This is a genomic window from Lactiplantibacillus paraxiangfangensis, assembly GCF_036246185.1.
Lineage (GTDB): Bacteria > Bacillota > Bacilli > Lactobacillales > Lactobacillaceae > Lactiplantibacillus > Lactiplantibacillus paraxiangfangensis.
This window is the reverse complement of the sequence record NZ_BTPW01000026.1, coordinates 18838-41498: the sequence shown is the minus strand read 5'-3', so window position 1 is coordinate 41498 and position 22661 is coordinate 18838. Positions and strand designations below refer to the sequence as shown.

Genomic DNA, 22661 nt, shown 5'->3' with positions numbered 1-22661 from the left:
GGTTGATGATGTTTTGTTTGAATTCTTTGTCGTAACGAGTTGGCATGTAAAAATTCCTTCCTTTTGAGAGACGATTTATTCATTATACCCTCTCTTAAAAGTTGTCTCAGGAATCAGCTTACATCCAGTGTTATATTCTAGTATAAATTATGGTATTAAAAGAGATTAGGAGGTGGGCATGATGGCTTTTATGAAGCTAGACAACGGTGAGTTGTTGAAAAACATTCGCCAGTTTGCTAAAAAAAATGGGTTAACGCTAGCGGAAGTGGCAACCTTAGCGGGGTTGAGCGCTAGTGCGATTTATAGTTGGAAGAAACACACGCCCTCAGTGGGAACGCTCAAGGAAGTGGCGCAGGTCTTAGGGACCAGTTATACCAAACTGGTTGGTAAAGATAATAAAGATAAGGTCAAGACGGAACGAGTGTCCGCCTCGTCTGCGGTTGATTTGAAAAAAATTGTTGAGAATAATAAGAACCAGTTTGAATATGACGGGCAGCCAATCACGCCCGAACAGTTAAAAATCATTCGTAATGTGCTGAAATCGATGTTCAAAACGCCCCGGCTTTAGTTTTACTTAAGGCGTGGTCATAATAAGTGCAACTCGTTGTGAGCTAGTGTAAAATACTGGTCAGTAATTCAAGTGAGCTTATGTAAAAAAAGACTAACAGAAACGCTTGACGGGTCGGCTCGCTTGGCGGACAATAACTTCAATGTTGAACGAATTGGGAGATGGGTATTATATGAAGAAAGTTACTACTGCATTGGCAAAGAAAAATATTAACCAGTTGCTAACAATCGTTAATCAAGGCCACGATACAATTGAGGTGGAAAATCCCAATACCCAGGATTCGGCTGTCATGGTCAGCATGAAAGACTGGTTGCAGATCGTTGCCCAGTTAGCCAAGACGAACCATCACGATATGGAATTTAGTTAATAATTGAAATTAGGCTTGGAGTATAAAATTACTTCAAGTCTTTTTATTTTGCCTTTTATATTGCCCCGATAACTAAAGAAGTTTGGCATCTTTTTGTTGAAAAATTGCTGTTAGTACTAAATAGTCTTTGGTATGATTAGTGCTTATGGAGTGGTGAAGTGAGGTTTAGCTTGACCAAATAATGACAATTAATAGTCAAATGCTGTTGGGGGAACTTATTTTGGATGTTTATTTTAGTAAGGTGGCCAAGTCACGGTTAATTAGAGTCCTGGGGGTAACGGGGATATTTGCCATTCTAGCGTTGATGACGATAACACAACTGCGGCATCATCAGATGCTTGTGGATACTGATTTTATTTACCATATGAGTCGGATAGAGGCATTTTCGGAATCTGTTCAGGCACATCAATGGTTCGATTTTAGAAATTTTGTAACCTTCAATCAGATTGGTGTTGCAAATAATTATTTTTATCCGTACGTGTATTTTTGGCTATGGAGCTTGATTTATGTTTTTGTTGGTAATCCAATCTGGTCGTACTATATTGGGCTGTTTTTGATCATGTTAGTGGGTCTGATTATCACATACGTCAGTGTCTATTACTTTTCTAAGTCACGGTTTACTGGGTACCTTGTAGCAATCTTTTATATGACGACGCCGTATCATGTCTTTTTATTGAACGGGCAGTCGGTGTTAGGGGAAGTGTTAGCAGCTACTTTTATTCCGTTGTATGTTTTGGGAGTGCGGGAATTACTGCGTGGATCGTTTAAACACTGGTGGGTAATCTCAGTGGTATTGGCGCTGACTGCTTATGCCCATTTGCTAACTTTGGCGATTGAGGTAGGGTTGCTTCTAATTTTGTACCCACTATCTATATACGGAGAAAAGCAGCGCTTACGCCGTTTTATAAATTGTTTAAAGGCGGCCAGTCTATTTCTGGCGTTGACGATCTTTTTCTGGGTGCCATTTGTGCAGATGCTTTTGCGGACGCCAATTCAAGCGACCATTAAGCTTACTAGTGTTGCATGGTTAAATGATTTTGGAACAATGATCAATATGATGCTGACAAACGGTTCGATTAATGGGATTACGGCGAATCCAGGGATTGCTGCACTAATTGCGGTAGGGCTAATTATTGGATTCTGGCGACGCTTATCAGAAGATTATCGGATTGTGGCCATCGCTGGGATTGTTTTCTTAGTTGGGTCAACGTCACTTTTTCCATGGGGGATTGTTCCAGGTCAGATTCAAAATATCATACAGTTTCCTTATCGGCTATATAGTTTAACGAGCTTTTGCTTGCTTCTAACGGGGGCTCGGATTGTTGAGCAGTTGATCACTAAAAGTGAAAACGTAGGTCAAGTTAATTATTTCAAAAAATGTACAACACTGATATTGACTGGCTTGTGCATACTTTTATATATGAGTTTGTTAAATATGAATTACCGAGTAAAAGCCAATAATACGCCGTATACGTCAGCAGTTGCACCTAAGTTGAAGGATGCATTCAACGTCCGCTTTAGACTAGATCAGCATAATTATACGACTTTATTTAAGTCGCCCCGTATCTTTTTTGGGACAATCGACTATGCGCCCAAAGCCACATGGCAAGAGGGTTATCAGGAGTCACTGATTGCTCACAGAGTCTTGATGGGGCATAAAACCATTCGTAGTACCCATCAGCAAAATGTTCAACAAATCACCTACCGATTTAAACTCAAACGTGCTAGTCAAGTGGACGTGCCTGTTTTGCATTATGGCAGTGAAGTCGTCGTCGTTAATGGCCAACGTGCCAGTGCGAAATCCAGCAAACGTGGTAGTACACTAATTTCTGCCAGAGCGGGGAATAACACAGTAACGGTTAGTGAGCCGCGACCAATGTCATTTGTCATATTATTAGGATTAAGTATTGTAACTTGGATTGGACTACTGGGGATAATCTTCAAAAAGTGGTGGTTAAGGGACTTCAAACACTGAATGGTTAATTGCAAATAACAGTCAAGTTTGATCAAAAAATTAAAAATACTAGGAGTGTTTGTTATTGGATCAACGAGTTAATGGGCAACGACTATCATTGTGGAGGAGATTGCCGATACAAGATAGCTTAATGTTAGTTTTTATTGTAATCATTGCCGGATTAATGACTATTCCTATTTTTGCGGGTGGCTACTTTTCGATTTCTTGGGATGGTCGGATTCACTTAGCCCGTTTTCAGCAAATCGTGTGGGCGCTAAAAGCCCATCACTTACCATCACTAGTTTCATTTGTGGGTTTTGGCCAACAATTGTCTACGCTTAACGGAATGTATCCGTGGTTAACGTCAGGGGCTTTCTTTTGGCCAAGTCTGTTCACGGATAATCCACTGCGTGCCATAAAGTTGGGTTTCCTTGTGGTCAACATTCTAACGGGGGTAGCGGCATTCGTATTAATGCGAACAGTGACAAAGAATCGTTACTACCAGTCCTTAGGGGTTTCGTTGTACATGTTAAATACATACCACTTAACCTTACTGTATGCGAGGGTCGATCTGGGTGAGATTCTCGCCTACGTCTTCTTACCGTTCGTCATGTTAGGGTGTTTACGAATCTGGCAATCACCAGGCTTACGCTCAAGGGGATGGTGTTGGTTAGCAACGGGGATGATTGGTGTCGCTAATAGTCACGTTTTGTCGTTGCTAATTGTGACTAGTTTACTAGTAGTAATGGAAATAAGTCGGCTAGTTTTACGGCGCCCGACTCGTCAGGAAATTGTGTCATTAGTAGTGGCGGGAGGCGTTTCAATCTTGGGTTCCTGCTACTCTTTGGGAAATATCATTTATATTGCTAGTCATAATCACTTGCTGGCCCCCCAGTTGAAAATACTCCCAATTACGCCGAATACAGCAGTGGGTGCGCTGCTGTCTGGCGGGCTCAATGAGCGGTTTGATACTTGGAACGTTGGGATTGTAATGAGTATCTTACTGATTATTCAGTTGATAACCATGGCCTTTTTAATGGTACACCAGAGGTCGGCTGATACCTGGCAAAAATGGGCCTGGGCATCGCTAGTGTTGGTTGTTCTACCTGCATCATGGTGGCCTTATCAGTTATTAGTACAAACACCAGTAGCACTAATTCAGTTTCCCGGGCGACTGTTGTCGATTGCAGGATTAGTTCTGGCGATTACCACGGTTTTGTACTTTAAGGAATTCAAACTTCATCCTAGGATCGCCGTTGGGGTACAAGTTGTGTTAATGTTAATGGCCTTGCGAGCAGTTTATGATTACGCGGTGTTACCACAGGATGTGACTAATAATCCGGGACGTGTCCAACTGACGGGAGAGAACTATCAACAAGAACTTATAAACAATACCGTTCTAGGTGAGGACTATCTTCCAGCTAAGGCGAATTTGACTGTACCACGGGAATTAGCAATCAAAACTGTAGACGTTAAAGATAACCAGATTACGTATAAGGTCAAGGCAAGTCGTGCGGGTAATTATCGGTTGCCGATTGCGCATTACCAAGGTATTTCGTATCAGATTCGGTTGAATCAAAAGATTGTTAAAAGTTTAGATACTCACCAGATGAAATTTGCGTTAAACCGGGGAGGAAATGTTTTAACGGTCCAGTCAAATGCACCGATGTTTGACTACGCTTTACTGGGAATTAGTTTAGTCACAGTAATGGGATGCTTGCTATACCTAGGAGTTAGAATGAAACTGATTTTATAGTAATTCAAATGGAATAGGATAGAAACACCCTGCCATTGTTGGATTTGTCTGACAATAGTAGGGTGTTTTTTTACCAAACGATTCTGTTAAAGTGAACTTGCATGATTTAAAATATACTCAATTTTCTTATCAATGGTGTTACCGATACTCCAATCACCTTGATTGGCAAATAAGACAACTGCGACTTTACCATTGTTGGAACCAACGTAGTAGCTTCGGAACTCATTATCCGTACCGCCGATTCGAATACTATGGTCGCTACGGTAGTAGATGCCACCAGAGTAAGTTGATTGTAAATTATTAGTCAGGTCCATAAAGCCAGCGGTCGTATCGAGTTTACCGGTGACTAAGCTATTGATAAAGGTGTAGTAATCCCCAACGCTGGCGTAGACGTTACCGCAACCTAGTTCACTAGAAAGTAGTTTTGCTGAGAAACCATCAGCGTCAGACGTCCCATCACTATAAGTGTAAGCGAGGGGCTTAAGCATGTTACTTGGGACCTGATTATAGACAAAAGTGTGTTTCATCCCTAATGGGTCTAAAACATCTGATTGCAAATTTGACATAAAGCTCTTACCCGTAACTTTGCTGACAATTCCAGCTAGTAGCGTAAAGTTTGCGTTGGTGTAGCTCCAAACGTGTCGATTAGTTGACTTTAAATGACTAATTGTGAAGTTAACCTCGGCAGTTTCATTGGGTAATACTTTGTTAGGGATTTGTTCATCCATGCGAATACCAGAAGTATGATCCAAAAGTTCACGGATCGTAATGTCATGAGCATAGCGGACTTGTGGATAAAAGCGACTTAACGGCGTGTTCATTGTCAATTTATGCTGATTAATGAGACGTTGAATAACTGCGCCTGTCATGGCCTTCTCAAGGGAAGCTAAGGGATAAACTTCATCATTCGTATTCGCAATCTTCTTGGAAACGTTTGCGTCACCATAGGAGAGCGTTTTAACTCCAGCTGGTCCGTTATTGGTCACAAGAAGCGTTCCCATGAAGTGATTTTGTTTAATGATTGCATTGATTTTGGAAAGGGCTTGTTGAGCAGATAGCTTCTTGGCTCTTGTTCTATGTTTAGTAGCTGAGGAGGTGACTGGCCGTACAACTGGATTCGATTTTGATGCGGCGTTACCGATTTGTGGCACTGCTAAAACAGTGCTCAGACTGAGTAGACCAACGACTAGATGTTGGGTCAATGATTTTTGGGTCATAAAAAGATCCCCCCTTCTTTTATGACCCTATTTATAGTGCCAATGTGCTTTAAAGTCACTCATCTAAGTATTTGTTGTTAATCTGACTAACATTAAATTTATATTGGACCGATGGGGTAAAAGAAAGGTACGACCTAGAAATCTCAGAATTTCTGGGTCGTACCTTTTAATAAATATTTATTTAGCTAAACTTTCTGCAAACTTAGTCTTAATGTAGTCTGCTGAAATCTGGAGCTTTTTAAGTTCATCTTCGGTTAAATCAAGTTGAATCTGTTCAACGATTCCGTCGCGGCCAACAATGGCTGGGTAGGAGAGGTAAACGCCGTATTCTTCACGGAAGTTTGAAACTGGCAATTCAGTCAGCGCGTTGTTTAAAACGGTGTTGGCCAAGCGAACCGCTGCGGTTGCAACCCCAAAGCTTGTGTATTTCTTACCTTGGAAGACTTTGAAACCACCTTCACGCGCCTGTTTGTCTAATTTTTCAAGATTCAGGTTCTTTTCTTTGGCAACTTCACTAATTGGATGACCCAACACCCGCACCGTTGACCATGCCGTGAATTGGGAATTACCATGTTCGCCCAAGTTGTAACCGGCGACCGACCGCGAATCAATATGTAATTCATCTGCGACCGCGTGTTTCATCCGGGCTGAGTCTAGCAAAGTTCCGGTCCCAATGACGTGTTTCTTTGGTAAACCAGTCACGGATTGGTAAATGGAAGTGATGACGTCCACGGGGTTCGTGATGGCAACGATGATGCCGTTGAAGCCGCTGTCCTTAATTTTAGCAGCAACGTCTTTCACTTGTGCACTAGTAAAGGGGAGCTCTGCGAAGCGGTCGTTGTTAGGGTTATCCTGTAACTTAATGTCACCTAAAGCGGAGATAATAACGTCGGCGTCTTTTAAAGCGCTGTAGTCATTAACGGTGATGTTGGTATGGAAAGGCAGGTTAGGCATGGCGTCTTGTAAATCAATGGCGTCAGCAACGACCTTTCCTTCGTTAGGATCGATTAAGACTAAGTCGTCGGCGAAGCCGTTAGCGACGATGTAGTGGGCTGCGGCGTCACCAACGTGGCCTAGCCCGATAACTGCAAGTTTACGTGACATATAAAAGCACTCCTTTGATTTTTAAGTTCTTACTAATTAAATTACCATTTTTCTAATCGTTTTGAAATAGTTTTTTGAACAAACTTCAAAATCATATTCGTTGAAAGTTAAATAGGGTATAATTAGTGCATTGAGAATTTGTCAATTAGAGGGGGCGTGGCGGTGTTTAAACGCTTAAGAGAGTCTGCGTTAATGTTTTGGTCGCTAGAAATTTTAATTGTGGCGACTTTGATCTGGGTTTGCACGAACATTGGGTTCCTATTCCATCCAATTGGCGTGTTTTTGAGCGTCGTGTTCATGCCAATCGTTATTTCAGGATTTTTATTTTACATGTTGAACCCGTTAGTTAAAACGCTAACGCGGGTCCATTATAAAAAATTCCGCATCTCAAGAACCGGTGCGGTTGCCATCGTATTTGTGCTATTATTTGGCTTACTTGCTTGGGGCGCCGTTTCCTTGATTCCGCGGTTAGTGACCCAGGTGACGCAATTAATTTATAATTTGCCAAGCATTGCGACCGAAATGCAAAAAGCGGCGACTGAACTGATCAGTAATAGTTCAGTTTTGAAAAAGGTGGACGTTTCTTCCTATATGAAGCAGTTCAACGTGGAAATCAGTAAGTACGCGCAAAACTTCTTGTCTTCCTTATCCAGCAGTATCGTCACGGTCATTTCAACCATTACCAGTGTGACGATTATGGCCATCACGATTCCAGTTGTGTTGTTCTACATGTTGAAGGACAGTGAAAAGTTTATTCCGGCCATTAGTCGGTTCTTGCCGCGCAAGCAGCGCCCAGAAGTGGTCGGTTTGATCCAAAAGATGGGCGATACGATTTCTAGTTACATCAGTGGCCAAGTCATCGAATGTATCTTCGTTGGGACGTTTACGGCGATTGGTTACATGTTAATTGGTCAACCATACGGATTATTGCTCGGAGTGATTGCCGGGTTGGCGAATATTATTCCGTACTTAGGCCCCTACATCGGGATTGCGCCGTCACTGATTGTGGCGTTTACCCGGTCACCAATGCAGGTCGTGTACGTGGTCATCGTCGTTGTGATCGTTCAACAAGTTGACGGTAACTTGATCTACCCAAACATCATTGGTCGGACATTAAAAATTCATCCGTTGACCATCATTATCCTATTGTTAGCCGCCGGTAATATTGCGGGAATTTTAGGGATGGTCTTAGCGATTCCGTTTTACGCGGTCGTTCGGACGGTGGTTGTTTACCTATATAATATCGTTGAGTTGCGCAACGCAGAACGTATGCGCATGCAAACGACGGTTTACCAGCCCCAACCAGCAAAAGCCACTAAGCTGGATTTACCAACGGGGAAAAAGAAAAAATAAAAATGTTGACTCAAAAGATCCATTCAGAAATGTTTGCTATTTCTGAATGGATCTTTTTCTATTACTTGGGGTCGAAACGTGCGGAAAAAGGCAATTTGTTCCGCTTAACCCGAAAACAGTGACTATTCCAAGCCCAGGAATAATCACTGTTTTCACGTTAATGCTCACAAATTAATCGCCTTTTTCCGCATGCTTATTTGGGGTCCACCGCGTGTCCGCCGAATTCATTCCGTAAGGCTGCGACGACTTTCCCGGTAAACGTGTCGTCACTGAGCGAACGGTAGCGCATCATGAGGGCCATCGCAATGACCGGTGTCGCAACTTGCTGGTCCAGGGCCGTATCCAAGGTCCACCGACCTTCACCAGAGGAGTGCATGACGCCCTTGATTGCATCTAGGTTTGCGTCATCGTTGAAGGCGTCTTCAGCTAAGCCCATCAGCCAGCTACGAATTACGGAGCCGTTATTCCAAACCTTTGCAACGGCGGCGTTGTCGTAGTCGTAGGGACTGTGCTGTAAAACGTCGAACCCTTCACCGATGGATGCCATCATGCCGTATTCAATCCCGTTATGCACCATTTTTAAATAGTGCCCACTACCGACGGGACCGGTGTATAAGTAGCCGTCTGGTGCGGAAATTGCTTTAAATAGGGGTTCAACGGTCTTAAACACGGCGGGATCGCCGCCAATCATGAAGTTTCCTTGGTGTCGCGCACCGGCTTGTCCACCGGAAGTACCCACGTCCAAAAAGTGAATCCCCTGATCCGCTAATGTTTTAGCGTGGGCAATGCTATCTTGATAAAACGAGTTGCCACCATCGAGGACGACGTCACCAGCCTGCAGCGTGGTTGCGAGCTGATCAATCACGTGGTCTGTGGGTGCGCCAGCGGGAATCATGAGCCAAATCGTTCGAGGCGTTGGTAGTTGGGTCAATAAGTTATTTAAGTCCGTTGCGGTTGCTAAGCCGTGGGTTTTAGCGGTAACTAAGTTATTTGAATTAAGGTCCGTGCCGACCGGAGTATGTCCGTTATCCTGCATATTTAACGCAAGGTTCATGCCCATTTTTCCTAAGCCGATTAATCCGATTTTCATATTAATAACCTTCTTTTCTTTTTATCTTCGCCACTATTATCGTAAAATTATTTTCAAAAGTCAAGTGATAAAATGTAAAAGATTTTCATATTAGAACGAATTAGAGTCGAGTCAACGGGTGAGACTGGATTTTTTGCGCAAAAATCAGTAGAATATGTAAGGCTATGTTTTTTACAAACGGGGGTTTCCCGTTTTGCACGTTGAATATAAATGGATGTTTATTGAAAGGATTTATTAATGAATAAAACAGAACTTGAAGCCGCGGTCGATACCCGGCGAACTTTTGCAATTATTTCTCACCCGGATGCCGGGAAGACGACCATTACTGAACAAATGTTATTGTTCGGTGGGGTGGTCCGCCAAGCAGGGACGGTTAAAGCCCGTAAGAGTGGCAGTTTTGCCAAGTCTGATTGGATGGAAATTGAAAAGAAGCGTGGGATTTCCGTAACGAGTTCCGTCATGCAATTTGATTATGACGGCAAGCGGATCAACATTTTGGATACCCCTGGGCATGAGGATTTCTCAGAAGATACGTACCGGACGCTGATGGCGGTCGATTCAGCTATCATGGTCATCGACTCCGCTAAGGGGATCGAACCACAAACGAAGAAGTTATTCCAAATTTGTAAGATGCGTGGGATTCCGATTTTCACGTTTATGAACAAGTTGGACCGTGATGGTCGCGAACCACTTGATTTGTTGAACGAACTTGAAGAAGTCTTAGGCATCGAAACTTACCCAATGAACTGGCCCATGGGAATGGGTAAGGGTTTGAAGGGTTTATATGACCGGTACAACCACCGCGTGGAACTTTATCATAACGAAGCACACGGCGAAACCTTCTTACCATTGGATAAAGACGGTAAATTGGATTCAAGTAACGAGTTGACTAAGGACAGTATTTATCGTGATACTCTCGAAGAGATGGAACTGATTGAAGAGGCTGGGAACGAATTCGACGAAGCCAAAGTGGCCTCTGGTGATATGACCCCCGTTTTCTTTGGTTCAGCGTTGACCAATTTCGGGGTTGAAACGTTCTTAAAGACGTACTTACAATACGCCCCAAAGCCGTCTGCTCATAAGACGCGTGAAGATGAAATCGTGCAACCAACTGACGACCAGTTCTCTGGTTTTGTGTTTAAGATTCAAGCAAACATGAATCCCAATCACCGGGACCGGATCGCGTTTGTTCGGATCTGTTCAGGTGAATTTGACCGTGGGATGGACGTCTTCTTACAGCGAACCGGCAAGAAAATGCGCCTTAACAACTCGACGCAGTTCATGGCGGATACGCGTGAAACGGTTGAAACTGCCGTTGCGGGTGATATCGTTGGGCTTTACGACACGGGTAATTTCCAAATTGGAGATACGATCTACGCGGGCAAACACGCTGTTCAGTTCGAAAAGCTTCCACAATTTACACCAGAACTTTTCATGCGGGTCACGGCGAAAAACGTGATGAAACAAAAGTCGTTCCATAAAGGAATCGAACAATTGGTTCAAGAAGGGGCCGTTCAGCTCTACACGTCTTATTCAACTGGGGACTATATTCTTGGTGCCGTTGGGCAACTTCAATTCGAAGTGTTCAAATTCCGGATGTTGAACGAATATAACTCCGAAGTTGTGATGGAACCATTGGGTAATAAGACGGCTCGTTGGATTGATCCGGAACAATTGGATGAAAAGATGTCCAGTTCACGGAACTTACTAGTGAAGGACCGTGCGGGGGCACCGTTGTTCTTGTTCGAAAACGCGTTTGCGGAACGCTGGTTTGCGGATAAGTATCCCGATGTTAAATTGACGTCGAAACTCTAAAAAAAGTGAACCGTTGAGGAACCGCTTTCATTACGATGATAATAAGGGTCAGCCACTTAAACAAAGTTGGCTGGCTTTTTTTACGGTTTCATCCGTTCGTTTCCATGGTAAACTAGGACTATTGTTTTGGTTACAGTTAGGCTGTAACCTTGTTTTTTTAGATTAGGAGGCTTTTTTACTTGAACCTTGTGATTGCGTTACTCCCCGCACTTGGGTGGGGTTTGAATCCATTATTGATTTCAAAAATTGGCGGGAAACCCGTCAATCAAACTTTAGGTACCGGGATTGGTGCTTTGATCGTCGGGATTATTGTGCAAATGATGTATACGCCCCACGTGGCGACGTCAACCTTTCTTTTGAGTGCCCTTTCAGGTGCTTTCTGGGTACTCGGCCAAATCGGGCAGTACACGGCGTATAGCCGGATGGGCGTTAGTTCCACCATGCCGATTTCGACCGGGGTCCAACTGGTCGGAACGTCGGTCATTGGCGTCTTGATGTTCGGCGAATGGAGCGGTGTTGGCGCCAAAATCGTGGGCTTTGCGGCCATTATCTTGATGATTATTGGGGTCGCCATGACCGCTGTGACGGATAATTCCGAGAGTCGCGCCGGTTTAGCCAGTGGCTTAGCCGTCTTATTACCAACGACGGTTGGTTACTGGATTTACAGCGCGCTACCAAAAGCGGTTTCCGCTTCGGGCGTTGCCATCTTCTTCCCACAAATGCTCGGCATGTGTTTAGCCGCACTACTTTACGCATTAATTGGTGGCAAGGGCTTCACGGCATTCAAGGAACGGACGAGTTGGCTGAATGCGTTTGCCGGGATGATTTTTGGGGTCTCCGCGTTAGCTTATATCTTTTCTGCAAAAGCCAACGGGGTGGCCACGGCTTACGTGATTACCCAGTTGAGTGTCGTTATTTCGACCTTGGGTGGCATGCTAGTTTTGCACGAACATAAAACGAAACGCGAACTATCATTGACGTTAATCGGATTAGGGTTAATTGTCGTGGGTAGTGTGATGACGGCCTTCTTGGGTTAGAGATAGGATACAAAACAAACAACGGTTAGGGATGGATATCCTTAACCGTATTTTTGTGTAGTCAAACCATTTTTAAACTGATGCGATTAAGCAACTATCTGAACTAAACGTCAATGGTGGGGATTGATATTAATTTGGTTTTACAATGGCACTAGTTTTTTAATGATGGGGGGATCAGTATGATGAGGTGGAAACAATGGATGATGGGCGTCATGGTTAGCGGTGGTGTGTTACTTGGGGGCCGTACGACGGTAATGGCGGCACAGTTAACCACAGCGAGTTCCGGAAATGTCACCCAAGTCGCGCCCCAAGCAGCACGACTTAAGGCGGGTAAGCCAAAGAAGACGGCAGTGCGTGCCAAAGCGCGTAAAAAGGGGACTAAAGCCACCACAAAAACCGCTACTTTGACACGGAAAGCGACTAGTTCAACAAAACAACCGGTAAAGTCTAAAAAGGTTGCTGCTAAGTCAACTAAACCGAAAAAACGAGCCACGGTCACGGTTAAAAAGAAGCGGACGCCGACTGCAAAGGCTAAGGCGGGAACGGTCAAATATGTCCCGTTAGTTGGACGTGGGCGTTACACGAAGCCCCACATTCACTTTAAGCCGACGACCGAGTATTTGAAAACACAGGGGATTCAAAACAAACCTAGCACCATCAAAAGTGCAGGTGGCTATTTAGACCACTACGGGTTTAAAACGAGTCTCTACTTGCCACAATCACTGAACGGACGGGATTTAAGCGTGCCACAAAGTGCGGCCTTTTCCGCGGATAATCGCTACCTGTACGTGATGTACGTTAACGGCAAGCAGCCGACGAACCACTACCAAGACGGTTGGGCTGTTCGCTACGACTGGACCAAGCTAATGGCGTTAGGAGCCAACCAGTCTGGGAAAATGGGGATGTTGCGGACGGCATCGGCTGATCAGGCGCAAGGGAAGTTGACCAAGCTCGACCGAAAAGTCTTAGCTTGCATCAAAGTGGGCCCAGTGTTTAACTCGGGTCATGCCCAATCCTTAGCCCTTAACCCGAAAACGAACCAGTTCTGGTTTGTGAAGTCTTATGATCAGGAAACGCCTAACGAAATGGTGGAGTTGAACCCGAAGACGCTCTTGCCGGCCGCAATGGTGACCTACCATTCGGATGGCGCTAACTTAGGGGCCGTATTAACGTTTGACAATCAGGGCAACGCCTATTACTGGACGCACGCTAAAGTTGCCAGCAAAAAAGCACCGTTGGGGGCCGTTCGGATTTACCGTGGAAAGGTTTCCACGAAGGGCATTAAATACAGTTTAATTTCACAAGGCCTAGCGACTGATCCGGGGTTCTACGTTCAGTCGATGGGGTACGACGGTGCTAACGGCCGGTTATACTTAGTTTCTGACGAAAGTATCACGTCGTTACCATTAGCCGACTTGGGGCACTTGAAAACCAGTGAGGTTGGCGAAAATAATTTTAACGCGCACCGTGAGTTTGAAGGCTTATTCTTCATGCATCATTCATCTAACGGCTTTCTACTGACGAACAAGGGCAGCGAAGTCATGCAATTAGTTCAATCATAAATTTCCCATAGCAAACCGGTTTTGCCCAACGAAACGGCTAACAAAAAACGCGCTGAATCTTAAATTCAGTGCGTTTTTGATTACTTGATTTTAATAGGGTGGGTTCAGCTGGGTCAAGTAGCGACCAGGCAAGTAACCCCGGCCCTTTAAACGGTACCAAACGACGCCATTATCATCGGCTAAACGCTCGATGAGGGTGACGGTTTCACCGTGTTCAACGGTCGTTAAGTAACGGCCGTACGGTTCGAGGTACGTGTGGACCTGTTTACCGGGAACGAAACTAACGACACCGGTTTGTTTAACCTGCTGTTTAGTTTGCGCGCGGTAGCCAGATGGTAATTGGGGGAGCAACGCGACCCCGGTCGTCAACTGTACGTGTTGTTCGGCAATCCACTGGTCATCCCCGATGGCGTACCATGTGGTGTGGTCCGTTAAGCGGACCCGCATGTACGTTTTATAAGTACTACCAGGTTGCAACTTGGTCAGGTAATCCGTGGCGGTTGCGCCGGGATAAGGATAAACGGCGGTTAACGTTTTGATCTGAACAAACCCAGTACTGAGATCGGTTTGCTGCCAGTTTTGATTCCGGTAAAAAAAGAGCACAGTTTTAGAAGTAGTGGTGTATTCGCCAGTCAAATCACCGACGGAACGCAGTAGCTTGAACCCCGCGACGGTTGGTGCCTTTACTTGGTAAGGCGTTCCCAGTGGCCCCCGGTACATCGTGGGCCGACCGATTAGTTGGCGCTGGTCAATGTCATAGGCGTAGCCCCAAATCGGCTGACCCGCCTGACGTTCATATGTCAGGACGATTCGAGCTTGCGGCTTGGTAAACCAACGGGTCAAACCGTCGATGTGGACTAAGTGGTAACCCGCAATGCTGACATCCGGCAAATGGATCTCTTCACCGACGGTACCGGCAATCATGTCGGGCGTTTGAATCTCGTTACCATCTGCGTCGAGGTGGTGCACTAAAATTAGTGCTTCGGTATGGTTTACGCTGAGTGGGTTGGCACTGTCAGGTTCTGTAGCGGTAATGCTGGTTGCGGATCGGTCATCGTCAGCAGTCCGATTGAGTGCCCGCAACATGGTTTTTAAGCGGTCGAGAATCGACACGGGACCACTCCTTTCACTAATAAATTAATTATACCTAGTATAACGCATTCCCCGTCTAAGCAACACGACTTAAGTAAAATGTAAAATACGATATCCGCCAAACGTGTATACTGATATTTAATAGGGGGAACGTACGATGAATTTAAAACAATTACGCTATTTTTTAGCAGTGGCCGAAGAGGGCCAGATGACCGCTGCGGCTAAACGGTTGCACGTGGCCCAGCCGCCACTGAGTTATCAAATCAAACAGTTGGAGTTGGAACTCGGAGTCCCGTTATTCAAACGGTTGCCCCAGGGGGTCGTCGTGACCGCTGCGGGGGAATTGCTAGTTGGTTACGCGCAGCAGTTAACCCAGCTATCAGCTACCGCTGAAAACAAGGTCCGCGCGCTAGCTCACGGTATTACGGGGACCCTTAACTTAGGGACCGTTTCATCATCGGCCGGGGTGATTCCTAACCCAGCACTGGCCAAATGGTTAAAAGCGCACCCGGATGTTCAGTTGTCCGTCACGGAAGGCAATACGTACGAATTATTAGATGATTTACATAAACGGTTACTGGACGTCGCCGTGTTACGAACGCCATTTAACCAACAACACTTAGTCTGCCGTTTTTTTGCCAGCGAACGGATGGTGGCGGTGTTACCGCAACACTATACGCAGTTTAGCAACCGGCGCCAATTACGACTAAGTGACTTAGCGACGTTACCATTGATTAAGTATCGCCGTTTCAACGAGTTATTTCACGTGGCCTTTTTAGAACAGTCCTTTGAGCCGCAGTTTGTGATGACTTGCGATGATGCGCGGACCGCAATGCACTGGGCGAACCACCAAATGGGGGTGGCGTTAGTTCCCCGCAGTTTGGCCGAAACGTATCGCGGTGACCACGTCCTGATTCGGTCGTTAGCGGATCGTCGTTTTGAAACGCGGTTGGCACTGACTACGACGCCTGAATCACTGGCAACGCCATTAGTGTCGGGCTTTATGGCGCAATTCGATCAGGCGGAGAAGTTAGACTAATTTCAAAAGGAACCTATCTAATTTTTTAATGCCAAATAAAACTGATTTGTTGACCTGACAAGGATGGCAACGCTACCAGTCGTCTTAGAAATTTATTGGGAGTTATTAGGAAAAATCGCGCAAACACTTGTCGCCGTAAGACTAATGGTTACCATCCGTAACGATTAGTGACTGGAGTAATTAAATGGTACACTAACAATTGAAATTTAAAAGATGAAGGTGAAACACGTGATTTATTCATTATTATTGATGCTAGGTGTCGGGGTGCTTGCCGGTGTTTTTGGGGCGATTTTAGGCATTGGTGGCGGGATGATTATTACCCCCATTTTAACCCTTGCCATGGGCTTGGATATTAAGTACGCTATCGGGGCCAGTATTATTGCCGTGATTGCGACGAGTTCGGGATCCACGATTGCTTACTTGAAGGATGAAATGTTGAACTTGCGGGTGGCGATGTTTTTAGAAATCGCTACGACCGTGGGGGCCGTGTTGGGTGCGGTGTTAACCGGGATGTTCAACGCGACGTTCCTGTTCTTCTTGTTTGGCGCGTTGTTAATTTTTACAACGTATAATATGATTCGCAAGTTAATGAACAAAAATAGTGACGCTGAAAACGTTAAGGCGGACCGCATTGCGACGGAACTTAACTTGAACGGGACGTATTATGATAAGGCCCTTGATAAACAAATCGATTATCAAGTACAAAACGTTCCCGGTGGGTTTGCAATGATGTTTGGTGCCGGCTTAGCCAGTGGCCTACTTGGAATTGGGAGTGGGGCGTTTAAAGTGCTGGCGATGGATACCATCATGCACATGCCACTCAAGCCATCGTCCGCAACTTCCAACTTAATGATGGGGGTAACGGCGGCCGCCAGTGCGATGGTTTACTTCTTTAATGGGTCCATTAAAGCAGGCATCGCCGCACCGTTAGCCATTGGTATCCTAGTCGGTGCGCTGATTGGGACACGGATTATGCAACACTTAAAACCCCGCTTGATTCGGATGATCTTTGTGCCCGTCATGCTGTACCTCGGGGTTCAAATGATTCTTAAAGGATTTGGGGTGACGATCTAATGGAAAAGAAACCGACTAAAGCACAAGAAATGCATCAAGTTGAACTAATCATTGGGCAAATCTTACGCATTGGGGTCGTGCTATCCGCTACGGTTATCAGTCTTGGCATTATCATGATGCTCATTCAGGGCACTGGGGGATATCCGAACGGGGTGCAACCGAATAGTTTCGGGGCCATCTTCAGTGGCATCGTTCAATTAAAACCGTTTGCCGTCATTATGTTAGGACTATTTTTACTTATCTTGACGCCAACGTTACGGGTCGCCGTTTCCATCTACGCCTTTGCCGTTGAAAAGGACCACCTGTACGTTTGGATTACCACGGTCGTTTTAATCATTTTGATCGTGGCTTCCGTGATTGGTTACATGGGACGTTGATCAACAAAGATATTTAAGTGAATTTATTAATAAGAGAATGCTGAAAATAAATCGGCATTCTTTTTTATTTGCCCATTTTTGGCTGTTTTAACTAACACTGAAACCGCATTTTTAGGTCGATTTTTGGGTAATGTGATTATTTATTAAGAAAAAAGAACGGACTGCTTAGAATTCAGCCTCAGAAAATTTTATAGCCTGAAAATACTGATGTTTAGCTGTTTGCGAGCAATTCTATTGACTGTAATAATTACAAATAAATTGAATCAGTAAATTAATTATGACGAAATAATGATAAAAATTAGAATTTAGCATTGATTTTAATTTATTTATAATATACAATAACTTTAACTTTTCAAGGGAAAAGCACACACACTAAATTAGGTTAGAAGGGTTGGGGTTTTATGAATTTAAAGACAGTTGCAAAAGTCTCCGCCGTTGCTGGCGCATCACTCCTATTCTTGGCAGCTTGTGGATCGAAGTCATCATCATCGACCAGCGCTAAGAATACGGCTAATTGGACAGAATCAGCCGAATTACCAACGATGGACATTTCGAAGTCAACCGACGTTGTTAGTTCAGATATGCTGAACAACACTAACGAAGGGTTATACCGGATTGGGAAGAACGGTTCGATTACACCCGGAATTGCTAAAGCCACTAAGATTACTAATGGTGGTAAGACATATACGTTCACTTTACGGAAGAACGCAAAGTGGAGTAACGGCGACAAGGTTACCGCCAAAGATTTCGTTTATGGCTGGCAACGGACCGTTAATCCAAAGACTGCGTCACAATACGCATACTTATATTCAGGGATTAAGAACGCTGATCAAATCGTCAATGGTAAGAAGCCAATTTCCTCATTGGGGATTAAAGCTGACGGCGATTACAAGGTAGTTGTAACGCTGGATAAACCAATTGCTTACTTCAAGAAATTGATGGGCTTCATCAACTTCTACCCACAAAATGAAAGTGCGGTTAAGAAGTACGGTTCTAAGTACGGGACGAACAGTTCATCAATGGTCTACAACGGCCCTTACAAGATGACTGACTGGACCGGGACCAACTTATCTTGGAAGTTAAAGAAGAACAACGATTACTGGGATAAGAAAGCCGTTAAGATGGATACCATCAACTATCAAGTGGTCAAGGATCAATCAACGGGGCTGAACTTGTTTAACTCTAATAAAGTGGATTTCACCACGTTATCTAGCGAACAAGTTAAGAACTACAAGACGAACAAGAACTACTTAGTTCGGAAGACGGCCGGCACGTTCTACCTCGAATTGAACCGTGCTGACAGTGATGCCAAGGTTGCTAAAGCATTCAAGAACCAAAAGATTCGCGAAGCTTTATCATTAGCCATCAACCGGAAACAATACGTCAACACGACCTTAGGGGATGGCTCAACGGTTGCTAAGGGTTACGTTTCACAAGACTTAGCAAAGAATCCTAAGACGGGTAAGGACTTCGTCGATGACGCTTACGTTGCCAGCGCAGTTAGCTACAACCAAGCCAAGGCTAAGACCTTATTCAAAGAAGGGATGAAAGAAATCGGCGAATCTAAGCTGAACATCAAACTCCTTTCTGATGATACGGATAAGGCCAAGAAGTCAACTGAATTTATTCAGGGTGCATGGCAGAAATTACCAGGATTGACTGTTTCGAACCAAAACGTGCCATTCAAGACGCGTTTGTCACGGTCACAAAATGGGAACTTCGACACCGTACTCTCTGCTTGGAACGCTGACTTTACTGACCCAATTTCCTTCTTATCACTCTTCACGTCTGATAACTCTTACAACAACGGGAAATACAAGAGTGCCGCTTACGATGCAGCTATCAAGAAGGCTGAAGGTAGCGATTCAACGAATCCATCCGCACGTTGGGCTGACATGGTTGCCGCTGAGAAACAGTTGATGAACGATCAAGCAATCATTCCAGTTTATCAACAAGCGAACGCTACTTTAACTCGGACGAACGTCAAGGGGATCATCTACAACACGGCGGGTACGAACTACAATATGAAGTACATGTCCGTCAAATAACGAATCATAATGTGTGTGCTTTAACTGCACGAATGTGAAACAAAGGGGTAAGGATTGACACATTGTTAATCCTTACCATTTTGTTTTATAATCAAAGCTGTTATAAATTTTAAGGCTAATTTAATAGAATGCGAGGAATTCTAATGAGAAAATATCTCTTAAAGCGGATATTTTACTTGTTCCTGACATTATTCATTGTGGCAACTGTCACGTTCTTCTTGATGAAATTAATGCCCGGGACGCCGCTCCAAAATGAAGCCAAGCTGACCGCTACTGAAAAAGCAGCTATTTTAGCCCAATACGGGTTAGATAAGCCGGTCTGGTTACAATACTTCATCTACATTGGGGGAATCTTTAAAGGTAGTTTAGGGCTATCCTTCCAATTCTCTGATCAAGCCGTTAGCTACTTGATTGGTAGCCGGATGGGACCATCTATGCAATTAGGGGGTCAAGCTCTGGTTGTTGGGATCATCCTCGGAATTATTTTGGGGGCAATTGGTGCGATTCGGAAAGATACTTGGGCCGACCGCTTAGCAACCATCCTATCGATTTTAGGAATTGCGGTACCAAGTTTCGTTTTGGCAATCCTATTGCAATATTACTTAGGTCTTAAGACCGGCTGGTTCCCAGTTGCTGGTTGGGAAGGGTTCGCTTACACGATCCTACCAACTTTAGCGTTGGCGGCGAGTCCGTTAGCCGAAACGGCCCGGTTTATTCGGACCGACATGGTCGACGTGCTTAGCTCGGACTACATTGAGTTAGCCAAGGCCAAGGGACTTTCTAAATTTGGCATCGTTTATCACCATGCGTTGCGGAACAGTTTAATTCCAATGGTTACGTTGATTGGACCACTGGCTGCGGCCCTTATGACCGGGTCAATGGTTGTTGAAAACATCTTCTCCGTTCCTGGTATCGGGGAACAATTTGTTAAATCAATTCTTGTGAATGACTACCCAACGATCATGGGTGTGACGATCTTCTATTCAGCACTACTTTGCTTACTACTATTATTAACCGACATCGTCTACGGAATTATCGATCCGCGGATTCGTCTAAGTGGAAATGGGGACTAGTTAATGGCAGATAATCTAAAAGATATCGAAATCAAACCCGGCGACTTCGAGCCGTTGGATAAAACAGCCGGTCCCGACAATGAACGCATTGCGGCACCGTCCCTGACTTTCGGTCAAGACGTTTGGCGTCGTTTGAAATCTAATAAAACCGCGTTTACCAGTTTTATCGTCTTAGTATTGATGTTCTTGATTGCCTTTGGGGGTCAAGCCGTCTATCACCATGACCCGAACGCGCAGGAACCAAAGTATGCTAACTTACCACCTAAGATTCCGGGTGTTGGGCTTCACGGCCTAAACGGGCATTTGAATCAATCCGGTAAAGACGTGGATGCGTACGCCGCTGCTGGTGCCGGTAAGGACGTTCATTACATTTTAGGAACGGACTACCTTGGTCGGGATTTATTGGCCCGGATCATGTACGGGACGAGAATCTCACTAGAAATTGCGTTGATTGCCACCTTGATTGACTTGACCATTGGGGTCGGGTTCGGGATACTCTCCGGTTGGAAAGGTGGGCGAGTCGATTTGTTCATGCAACGTGTGATCGAAATCCTCTCGTCCATCCCACAATTGGTTGTCATGGTCTTAATGGCGACAGCCTTTACTAAGACGGGGATGGCTTCTATCATTGCAGCCATTGCCATCACGGGTTGGACCACCATGGCCCGTTTGACGCGTGCCCAAACGTTACAATTGAAAAACCAAGACTTTATTTTAGCTGCCCGGACACTGGGCGAATCAGCACCAAAAATTGCGTGGAAACACTTGTTACCAAACTTATCGAGTGTCATCATCATTCAAACGATGTTCACGATTCCAAGTGCGATCTTCTTCGAAGCGTTCTTGAGTTATATTGGGATTGGGATCAGTTCACCACAAGCTTCATTAGGGACGTTGATCTCTGATGGGCAAAAGAACTTCCAATTCTTACCTTATCAAATGTGGTATCCAGCCATCGTCTTGATTATCTTGATGTTAGCATTCAACTTACTCGGTGATGGGATGCGTGATGCGTTTGATCCGAAGTCAAAACGATAGGAGGGTGGAAAATAATGGAAAATCCAGAAAATGTGATTGAAGTACGGAACTTGGAAATTGATTTCCACACTTACGCGGGGGAAGTTAAAGCCATCCGTGATGTCAGTTTTGATTTACGTAAAGGTGAAACCTTAGCCATCGTTGGTGAATCGGGTTCCGGTAAATCCGTAACGACCCGGTCATTAATGGGACTGTTAGCGCCTAACGCGGTCATTAAAAAAGGCTCCATTATGTTTCACGGTGAAGACATTATTAAAAAGTCTGAAAAGGACATGCAGCATATTCGGGGGAAAGATATCGCAATGATCTTCCAAGACCCGATGACGTCCTTGGACCCGACGATGCGGATTGGGATGCAAATTGCCGAACCGTTGATGAAGCATAAGGGATTAAAGAAAAAAGAAGCCATTGCTCAAGCTTTGGAAATGTTAAAACTGGTTGGGATTACTGATCCGGAAGCCCGGATCAACGATTATCCTTATCAATTTTCAGGTGGGATGCGCCAACGGATCGTGATTGCGATTGCGCTGGTCTGCTACCCAGAAGTCTTGATTGCTGACGAACCAACCACTGCGTTGGACGTGACGATTCAAGCTCAAATTTTGGACCTGATGAAGGACTTACAAAACCGAATCGATACCTCGATTATCTTTATCACCCATGACTTGGGCGTGGTTGCCGGAATGGCTGACCGGGTCGCAGTAATGTATGCTGGGAAGATCGTGGAATACGGGACGGTTGATGAAATCTTTTTCAACCCACAACATCCATATACTTGGGGTCTACTAAACTCAATGCCGACCTTGGACACGGCTAGTGGCTCATTGCGGGCCATTCCAGGGACACCACCTGATTTACTTGATCCACCGACAGGGGACGCGTTCGCTGCCCGGAGTGATTATGCGATGAAGATTGACACTGAACAGCAGCCACCGTTCTTTAAGGTGTCTGATACCCACTACGCGGCGACCTGGTTATTGCATCCAGACGCACCGAAAGTGACACCGCCTGCTGAAATCGTGCGGCGACAAAAGAAGTTCGCGGAGATGCAGAAACCAGAAGCACCGTTTGCGCACACCGCATCAAAGGAGTAAGAG

19 protein-coding genes are annotated in these 22661 nt (G+C 44.9%); 15 read left to right on the top strand and 4 right to left on the bottom strand.

What is annotated here, in order from left to right; translation table 11 throughout:
• Positions 1-181 precede the first annotated feature (181 nt).
• The 4 genes from AAA939_RS12680 (at position 182) to AAA939_RS12665 (ending at position 4645) form a co-directional block, all read left to right on the top strand.
• Positions 182-568 carry a helix-turn-helix domain-containing protein gene (locus AAA939_RS12680; RefSeq protein ID WP_338210047.1) on the top strand — a complete coding sequence of 129 codons (387 nt, stop codon included), beginning with the start codon at positions 182-184 and terminating at the stop codon, positions 566-568.
• A 172-nt stretch (positions 569-740) separates the two neighbouring features.
• Entirely contained in the window at positions 741-935 is a 195-nt protein-coding gene (locus tag AAA939_RS12675) for a type II toxin-antitoxin system Phd/YefM family antitoxin (RefSeq protein WP_057705306.1), read from the top strand.
• A 220-nt stretch (positions 936-1155) separates the two neighbouring features.
• Entirely contained in the window at positions 1156-2910 is a 1755-nt protein-coding gene (locus AAA939_RS12670; protein WP_338210046.1) for a 6-pyruvoyl-tetrahydropterin synthase-related protein, read from the top strand.
• Positions 2911-3040: 130 nt separating this feature from the next.
• Positions 3041-4645, top strand: coding sequence for a hypothetical protein (locus tag AAA939_RS12665; protein ID WP_338210045.1), 1605 nt, complete (start codon positions 3041-3043; stop codon positions 4643-4645).
• Positions 4646-4731: 86 nt separating this feature from the next.
• Here AAA939_RS12665 and AAA939_RS12660 read toward each other — a convergent pair whose 3' ends face one another.
• Complete coding sequence (locus tag AAA939_RS12660; RefSeq protein ID WP_338230909.1) at positions 4732-5862, bottom strand: serine hydrolase domain-containing protein; 1131 nt, start codon at positions 5860-5862, stop codon at positions 4732-4734.
• A 177-nt stretch (positions 5863-6039) separates the two neighbouring features.
• Positions 6040-6966 (bottom strand): L-lactate dehydrogenase, encoded by a 927-nt coding sequence (locus AAA939_RS12655; RefSeq protein WP_338210042.1) that lies wholly within the window; start codon positions 6964-6966, stop codon positions 6040-6042.
• A 162-nt stretch (positions 6967-7128) separates the two neighbouring features.
• Between AAA939_RS12655 and AAA939_RS12650 the strand changes: the two genes are divergently transcribed.
• On the top strand, positions 7129-8319 hold the full coding sequence (locus tag AAA939_RS12650; RefSeq protein ID WP_338210041.1) for an AI-2E family transporter: 1191 nt from the start codon (positions 7129-7131) through the stop codon (positions 8317-8319).
• 193 nt (positions 8320-8512) lie between these two features.
• On the opposite strand, the gene gnd is transcribed toward AAA939_RS12650, so the two are convergent.
• Positions 8513-9409: a phosphogluconate dehydrogenase (NAD(+)-dependent, decarboxylating) gene (gene gnd, locus AAA939_RS12645; protein WP_338210040.1), complete on the bottom strand. Its 897-nt coding sequence runs from the start codon at positions 9407-9409 to the stop codon at positions 8513-8515.
• A gap of 237 nt (positions 9410-9646) precedes the next feature.
• On the opposite strand from gnd, the gene AAA939_RS12640 reads away from it, so the two are divergent.
• The 3 genes from AAA939_RS12640 to AAA939_RS12630 all read left to right on the top strand — a co-directional run bounded on the left by AAA939_RS12640 (position 9647) and on the right by AAA939_RS12630 (position 13823).
• Positions 9647-11224 (top strand): peptide chain release factor 3, encoded by a 1578-nt coding sequence (locus tag AAA939_RS12640; RefSeq protein WP_338210039.1) that lies wholly within the window; start codon positions 9647-9649, stop codon positions 11222-11224.
• A 179-nt stretch (positions 11225-11403) separates the two neighbouring features.
• Entirely contained in the window at positions 11404-12261 is an 858-nt protein-coding gene (locus tag AAA939_RS12635) for a GRP family sugar transporter (protein WP_338210038.1), read from the top strand.
• Positions 12262-12440: 179 nt separating this feature from the next.
• Complete coding sequence (locus tag AAA939_RS12630; RefSeq protein ID WP_338210037.1) at positions 12441-13823, top strand: hypothetical protein; 1383 nt, start codon at positions 12441-12443, stop codon at positions 13821-13823.
• Positions 13824-13913: 90 nt separating this feature from the next.
• On the opposite strand, the gene AAA939_RS12625 is transcribed toward AAA939_RS12630, so the two are convergent.
• A complete protein-coding gene (locus tag AAA939_RS12625; RefSeq protein ID WP_338210036.1) occupies positions 13914-14936 on the bottom strand; it encodes a MucBP domain-containing protein in 1023 nt (340 codons plus the stop codon).
• A 136-nt stretch (positions 14937-15072) separates the two neighbouring features.
• Between AAA939_RS12625 and AAA939_RS12620 the strand changes: the two genes are divergently transcribed.
• From AAA939_RS12620 to AAA939_RS12590, 7 genes are all read left to right on the top strand, one after another.
• Entirely contained in the window at positions 15073-15954 is an 882-nt protein-coding gene (locus AAA939_RS12620) for a LysR family transcriptional regulator (RefSeq protein ID WP_338210034.1), read from the top strand.
• Positions 15955-16182: 228 nt separating this feature from the next.
• Positions 16183-17028 (top strand): sulfite exporter TauE/SafE family protein, encoded by an 846-nt coding sequence (locus AAA939_RS12615; protein ID WP_338210032.1) that lies wholly within the window; start codon positions 16183-16185, stop codon positions 17026-17028.
• Positions 17028-17405, top strand: coding sequence for a DUF1634 domain-containing protein (locus AAA939_RS12610; protein WP_338210030.1), 378 nt, complete (start codon positions 17028-17030; stop codon positions 17403-17405). The genes AAA939_RS12615 and AAA939_RS12610 overlap by 1 nt, the downstream gene beginning before the upstream one ends.
• A 401-nt stretch (positions 17406-17806) precedes the next feature.
• Complete coding sequence (locus tag AAA939_RS12605; RefSeq protein WP_338210028.1) at positions 17807-19453, top strand: peptide ABC transporter substrate-binding protein; 1647 nt, start codon at positions 17807-17809, stop codon at positions 19451-19453.
• Positions 19454-19596: 143 nt separating this feature from the next.
• Positions 19597-20526 (top strand): oligopeptide ABC transporter permease, encoded by a 930-nt coding sequence (opp3b, locus tag AAA939_RS12600; RefSeq protein ID WP_057705291.1) that lies wholly within the window; start codon positions 19597-19599, stop codon positions 20524-20526.
• Between the two features lie 3 nt (positions 20527-20529).
• Entirely contained in the window at positions 20530-21564 is a 1035-nt protein-coding gene (locus tag AAA939_RS12595) for an ABC transporter permease (RefSeq protein ID WP_338210027.1), read from the top strand.
• A 14-nt stretch (positions 21565-21578) separates the two neighbouring features.
• Positions 21579-22658 carry an ABC transporter ATP-binding protein gene (locus tag AAA939_RS12590; protein WP_338210025.1) on the top strand — a complete coding sequence of 360 codons (1080 nt, stop codon included), beginning with the start codon at positions 21579-21581 and terminating at the stop codon, positions 22656-22658.
• Positions 22659-22661 lie beyond the last annotated feature (3 nt).